Annotated in this window: 6 protein-coding genes; 3 read left to right on the top strand and 3 right to left on the bottom strand. The window is 72.0% G+C overall.

Annotated elements, in window-relative coordinates; all coding sequences use genetic code 11:
- Positions 1–126: 126 nt before the first annotated feature.
- Together ACQKIP_RS37830 and ACQKIP_RS37825 are read left to right on the top strand one after the other, a co-directional pair.
- A complete protein-coding gene (locus tag ACQKIP_RS37830; RefSeq protein WP_365854851.1) occupies positions 127–963 on the top strand; it encodes a cyclase family protein in 837 nt (278 codons plus the stop codon).
- On the top strand, positions 960–2,609 hold the full coding sequence (locus ACQKIP_RS37825; RefSeq protein ID WP_365854849.1) for a thiamine pyrophosphate-binding protein: 1,650 nt from the start codon (positions 960–962) through the stop codon (positions 2,607–2,609). Before ACQKIP_RS37830 ends, ACQKIP_RS37825 begins: the two co-directional genes overlap by 4 nt.
- Before the next feature lie 5 nt (positions 2,610–2,614).
- Here ACQKIP_RS37825 and ACQKIP_RS37820 read toward each other — a convergent pair whose 3' ends face one another.
- Complete coding sequence (locus ACQKIP_RS37820) at positions 2,615–3,643, bottom strand: YncE family protein (protein WP_365854847.1); 1,029 nt, start codon at positions 3,641–3,643, stop codon at positions 2,615–2,617.
- A 146-nt stretch (positions 3,644–3,789) separates the two neighbouring features.
- Between ACQKIP_RS37820 and ACQKIP_RS37815 the strand changes: the two genes are divergently transcribed.
- Positions 3,790–4,386, top strand: a complete 597-nt coding sequence (locus ACQKIP_RS37815; RefSeq protein WP_365854845.1) for a TetR/AcrR family transcriptional regulator — start codon at positions 3,790–3,792, stop codon at positions 4,384–4,386.
- 13 nt (positions 4,387–4,399) lie between these two features.
- Here ACQKIP_RS37815 and ACQKIP_RS37810 read toward each other — a convergent pair whose 3' ends face one another.
- Positions 4,400–5,437 (bottom strand): SMP-30/gluconolactonase/LRE family protein, encoded by a 1,038-nt coding sequence (locus ACQKIP_RS37810; protein ID WP_365854843.1) that lies wholly within the window; start codon positions 5,435–5,437, stop codon positions 4,400–4,402.
- Between the two features lie 99 nt (positions 5,438–5,536).
- The coding region (locus ACQKIP_RS37805) for an SDR family oxidoreductase (protein WP_427745182.1) at positions 5,537–5,810 on the bottom strand (274 nt) is incomplete at its 5' end.

The raw sequence follows: 5,810 nt of genomic DNA, 5'->3' as shown, positions 1-5,810 counted from the left end.
CAGTTGATACACCGGCGATAAGGGCCGGCTCGTAGCATCGATGCCTACGGCATCACCGAATGCATCAACGCCTCCGGCGGCGACGGGGCGCTTGTGCGGGACTGCCGGTGGCTTCAGGATGCAGGCATGTCTGAGTCAACGTCAGCATCCGCAGCAGCGTCCGGGTCGCCGGAACCCTCCGTACTCGCCGCCCTGGTGGCCGGGTTGCGCGGGGGCGGGATCACAGTCGTCGACCTCACCGCGCCGTTGTCGTCCACCACACCCGTGCTCGAACTGCCGCCCCAGTTCGGGCAGACCAAGGTGTTCGAACTCGAGGAGATCAGCCGGTACGACGACCGGGGGCCCGCCTGGTACTGGAACAACATCCGCACCGGCGAGCACACCGGCACCCACTTCGACGCCCCCAACCACTGGGTCACCGGCAAGGACCTCGCTGATGTCGCCTCGGTGCCCGCCGGTCAACTGGTGGCTCCCGCAGCGGTGTTGGACGTCACCGACGAAGCGGCCAAGGACCCCGACTTCCTGATCGAGGTCGAGCACATACAGGCCTGGCAGAACCGGTACGGGGCGCTGCCCGACGGCTGCTGGCTCCTGGTGCGGACCGGGTGGGACAGCAGATCGTACGCGCAGGAGCCGTTCCTCAACGCCGACGAGAACGGCTCGCACACGCCGGGCCTGTCCGCGGCCTGCGCCCGCTGGGTGGCCGAGGAGTCGCCTGTCATGGGGCTCGGCGTGGAGACCGTGGGCACCGACGCGGGCCGGGCGCACGGCTTCGAGCCCGCGTTTCCCTGTCACTCGTATCTCATGGGCAGCGGAAAGTACGGGCTGACACAGCTTCAGAACCTGGCGGAACTGCCGCCCACCGGGGCCGTCGTGATCGCCGGACCGCTGCCCATCGTCTCGGGCTCGGGAGCGCCCGCGCGAGTCCTCGCCCTCGTCGAGCGGGCGGGACGGTCGTCGTGAAGGTCGCCGAAGCCGTCGGGCGGGCCCTGGTCGCGGCCGGTGTCGGCCAGGCCTTCGGCGTGGTGGGCTCCGGCAACTTCCACGCCACCAACGCGATGGTGGCGGCGGGCGCCCGTTTCGTCGCCGCGCGCCACGAGGGCGGCGCCGCCACCATGGCGGACGCGTACGCCCGGGTGCGGGGCGCGGCGGCGGTGCTCAGCGTGCACCAGGGCTGCGGGCTCACCAATGCCCTCACGGGAATCGGCGAGGCGGCCAAGAGCCGGACGCCGCTCGTCGTGCTCGCGGCGGAGGCGACCGAAGCACGCTCCAACTTCCATGTCGACCAAGCCGCGTTGGCGCAGGCGGTCGGCGCCAGGAGCGTCCGCGTCACGTCGGCGGCCGATGCCGTCGCACAGACGTCGGCCGCCGTGCGCCGTGCCGTCCACGAGCGGTGCACGATCGTGCTCAACCTGCCGCTCGACGTACAGACCGAGGACGTTCCCGACGCGGACCGGGCCCTGGCCGCCGTCACACCCCCGCCGCCGCGCCCGGCCGTCGAACCCGCCGCCGATGACATCGCGGCCCTCGCCGGGGTCCTCGCGCACGCCGAGCGCCCGGTGTTCGTCGCCGGACGCGGTGCGCGCGGCCCCGAATGCCGCCGGGCGGTCGAGACGCTCGCCGAGCGGTGCGGCGCGCTGCCGGCGACATCGGCGGTGGCCCGCGGCCTCTTCCGGGGCAACCCGTGGTCGCTCGACGTGGCGGGCGGATTCTCCTCGCCGCTGGCCGCCGAGCTGATCCGGGGCGCCGACGTGATCGTGGCCCTTGGCTGTTCGCTCACCATGTGGACGACGCGGCACGGCGGGCTCATCGGCCCTGACACGACCCTGGTCCAGGTCGACGACGACCCCGCGGCACTCGGCGCACACCGCCCCGTCCACCTCGGAGTCACCGGCGACGTGCGCCTGACGGCGGAGCGGACACTCACCGCACTGGAGGGAGAAGGCGGACCCGGCTACCGCACCCCGGACATCGCCGACGCCCTCGCCGCGCGACTGGGCTGGCGCGACATCCCGTACGAGGACACCGGCACCCGCGACCGCATCGACCCGCGCACGCTCAGCGCCGCCCTCGACGACATCCTTCCCGAGCAGCGGATCGTCGGCGTCGACTCGGGCAACTTCATGGGCTACCCGACGATGTATCTGTCCGTCCCCGACGAGCAGGGCCTGTGTTTCACCCAGGCCTTCCAGTCCATCGGCCTGGGCCTCGCCACCACGATCGGCGCGGCCCTGGCCCGCCCGGACCGGCTCGCGGTGGCCGCGCTCGGCGACGGCGGGGCGCTGATGAGCGCCGTCGAACTCGACACGGTGCGTCGGCTCGGACTGCCGATGGTGATCGTCGTGTACAACGACGACGCGTACGGAGCCGAGGTGCATCACTTCGGCCCGGACGGATTCCCGCTCGGCACGGTCGAGTTCCCGCCCACCGACATCGCGGCCGTGGCCCGCGGCTACGGCTTCGACGCGGTGACCGTACGCACCCCCGACGACCTGAAGGCCGTACGGGACTGGGTGGCGGGCCCGCGCACCGCACCGCTGCTCGTCGACGCCAAGGTGGTGCGCGGGCAGGCGGCGTGGTGGCTCGAAGAGGCATTCCGCGGCCACTGAGTGCCCTACCGCGCCAGCAGCACGGCGGCGTCCGGTTCCGAGTGGGTGGCGAAGGTGTCCGTGACGGTGAAGCGGTTCAGGTCGACGACGGCGATCTCGTTGGTGTCCAGCAGCGATGCGTACGCCAGTGGCCTGGTGGGGTGGAGTGTCACCGCGGACGGGGTTCCGGTCAGGCGGAGGGTGCGCAGGGTGCGCAGGTCGGTGCTCCACAGCGTGAGGGTTCTGGCGGCGATGTCCGTCACCAGCAGCCGTTCGTCGTCGACCGTGTAGACCCGCAAGGGGTCGCCGCCCGCCTTCTTGGTCCTGCGCACCTTCATGGTGCGGGCGTCGACGGCGACCAGCGCGGAGCTCTTGCGGGCGCCGACGAACAGCGTCTTCTCGTCCCGGCTCAGGCAGCTGCTCTCGGGCAGCAGGCCGGGAGTGACCAGGACGGGTGCCACGGAGGCGTCATGAGGGCGTACGAGACTCACCGTGTGGGACAACAGGCCCGTCACATAGGCCCGTTCGCCGTCGCGGCTGAGCGTGAACAGGTGCGTCTTCACTCCCTGCGTGGGCACCGCCCTGGTCGGTGCCGTGTCGGTGGACGGCGCGTCGAAGCCGAGCAGTACCGCCTTCTCCTCGCTCAGGGCGTACAGCCGGTCGTGGCGGTCGATGCCCATGCCGTGGATGCGGTTGAAGGGACGGGTGTCGATGGTGCGGGCCAGGGTCCGCGCGGCCAGGTCGATGACGAAGACCGCGGAGCCGCCCTCGCCGGCCGTGGAGGCCATGCGCACGCCGTAGTGCCCGACGTAGGCGAAACGTCCGCGCGAGTCGACGACCATCTCATGGGGGTATTCGGGCAGACGGATCGTCTGGTGGCGCTCGCCCGTCACGGCGTCGTAGAAGCTCACCGAGTGATTGCTCTTCTCCACCACCACCAGTACGTCGGTCTGCGCCGCCCGAGGAGCGCCGGAAACACCCGAGGCGGGCGTGGAAAGCCCGCTCGCCAGCGTCCCGGCGCCCACCGCCTTGATCACCGTCCTGCGCGTCGTCACAGTCCCGCACCCCGATCCTGATCCGTCGACAGCCTGCCTCGCGTGCGCGTGACGAGCTTGCTCGACGCGGGACTGCGGCGTCCAGAGCGCCTTCGTGGGGCGGATGTGGCTGCGTGGCCGTTTCGTGGCCGTACTACCCTTTCAGCGTGATCAACCCCACCGAGCCCGAGGGGCCGCACGACGCGGTTCGGCCGGCCAATCAGGGACGGCGGGTCGCGGCCCGCAACCGGGCCGCCCTCATCGCCGCCGCCCGCGAGGTCTTCGCCGAACAGGGCCTGTACGCGCCGCTCTCGGCCGTCGCCCGCCGTGCCGGGGTGGGGCAGGGCAGCCTCTACCGGCACTTCGCCGACCGCATCGCGCTGGCCACCGCCGTCCTGGACGAGAACGTCCGGCAGGTCGAACAGGCCGCCGCCGAGCCCGGCGCGGACCTCGCCGGCGTTCTGGGCGTGGTCACCTGGCACATCACCCGGTCGACCGCGTTCGTCGACCTGCTGCGCATACGGGGCGACGACGAGCAGGCCAGGGCACTGGCCGGGCGCGTGCACACCGTCCTGTCCCGGTGCCTGCCCGCAGGCCATCGCCTGACCGCCGACGACGTCATGCTCGCCGTCGCGATGGTCTCCGGGGCCGTCGGCGGCCCCACCCCCCAGGACCGCGAACGCCGCGCTCTGGCCGCATGGGGCCTGCTCGGCGTGGAGGTGGGGCCGCTGCGGTCCGTCGAGACCACCGTCGACGACTCGTGAGCCTCGGCTGCCGCTAGCCGCCGTTGGACTGCCGTATGCCGTCGCCGAGCGCGGTGAAGCGGTAGACGTAACCGCCGTCGGGGCCGCTGACGGTCATGTACGCCTTCCTGCTGCCCGGCGAGATCGCGACGTTGGTCGCCGACTCCAGGCCTTCGGCGGCCTTGGCCGGAATCTCGACGGTGGCCAGGCGTTCGCCGTCCGGGCTGTACACGGCCATGGCCGGCCTGCCGTGCAGCGCCTGGTAGAGGTTGCCGTCGGCGTCCACGGCGATGGAGTCGGTCTGGGCCACGCCCGCGTCGACATGGATGGCCTCGTGCTGAGAGGTCACCGCGGTCTTGTCCGCGTCGAGGAGCAGATAGGACACGGTGTTCTCGGCGAGCTCGCTGATCCACAGGCCGCGCGTCCCCGGGTCGAACATCACCCCGTTGGGGTGGGCGAGTTCGTCGGCGAGGACGGTCGTCTTCTTGCCGTCGCGGTCGATGCGCACGATGCGGCCCTCGGCTTCACCGGGCTTCATGCCGTGCAGATCGCTCACGTACAGGTTGCCCTCGTCGTCGAAGGCGATGTCGTCGGGGTTCATGGCGGAGCCGTCCACCTCGCCGGAGAAGAACGTGCGCGGATCTGACCCGTCCGGCTCCGTGCTGAGGACCGGGCCGGTGTAGTCGGTCAGGTAGAGGCGGCCGTCGTACGGGCTGATCTGCGCGGAGGTGTAGGCGCCGGTCTTGTCGGTGTAGACGCCCCTGTGCTTGCCGGTGTCCAGGTCGACGGAGAGGACCTTGGGCTCGCCTGCGGGGGCGGTGACGTCCACGACGTACAGGTCGCCGTTCTCGTCGAGGACCGGGCCTTCCAACAGGGTCCTGCCGGTGGCTTCGTGCGGGTCGGTCACGTGCGCGACCCTCGTGGCCTTGATGGTCCGGCCCTCGCCGGACGACTGGGGGTGCGAGGCCGGCGCGGCGGTGGTCCGGGTGCCGCACGCGGTCAGGGCCAGCAGAGCGAGGGCGGCGACACCGGTCAGGGCGGTGCGGGGGAGGAGTGCGCGGTACGCGGGCATGCGGGGGAGGTGCTCCTTCCGAGGGGGATGGGGGAGATGGGGGGAGACGTGACGCGGGGGGCCCGGGAAGACGGGGGAGGCTCCGGGCGCCGGTCGCCGTCAGGCCGCCGACCAGCCGCCGTCCGAGGGCAGCACGGCGCCGTTGATGTTCACGGAGTCCCTGCTGAGCAGGAACGTGATGGAGGCGGCCAGTTCCTCCGCCATGGCCAGGCCCGGGATCGCCACCCGCATCTTCGCGGTGCGGGCCGAGCCGTACGGGGCGGCGGTCGGCACCGGGATGCCGGTGGCCACCGCGCCCGGAGCGACGGCGTTGATCTGCACGCCCGTGCCCGCGTACTGGTAGGCCGACGACAGCGTCAGGCCGACCAGGGCG

The sequence above is a fragment of the Streptomyces sp. NPDC059900 genome (genome assembly GCF_050270335.1).
Classification (GTDB): domain Bacteria; phylum Actinomycetota; class Actinomycetes; order Streptomycetales; family Streptomycetaceae; genus Streptomyces.
The sequence above is the reverse complement of the archived record's forward strand: the minus strand, read 5'-3'. Positions and strand labels throughout refer to the sequence as shown.

Coding starts and splice junctions, on each gene's coding strand:
- ACQKIP_RS37830 (WP_365854851.1), top strand. CDS start 127: ATGTCTGAGTCAACGTCAGCATCCGCAGCAGCGTCCGGGTCGCCGGAA.
- ACQKIP_RS37810 (WP_365854843.1), bottom strand. CDS start 5,437: ATGCCCGCGTACCGCGCACTCCTCCCCCGCACCGCCCTGACCGGTGTC.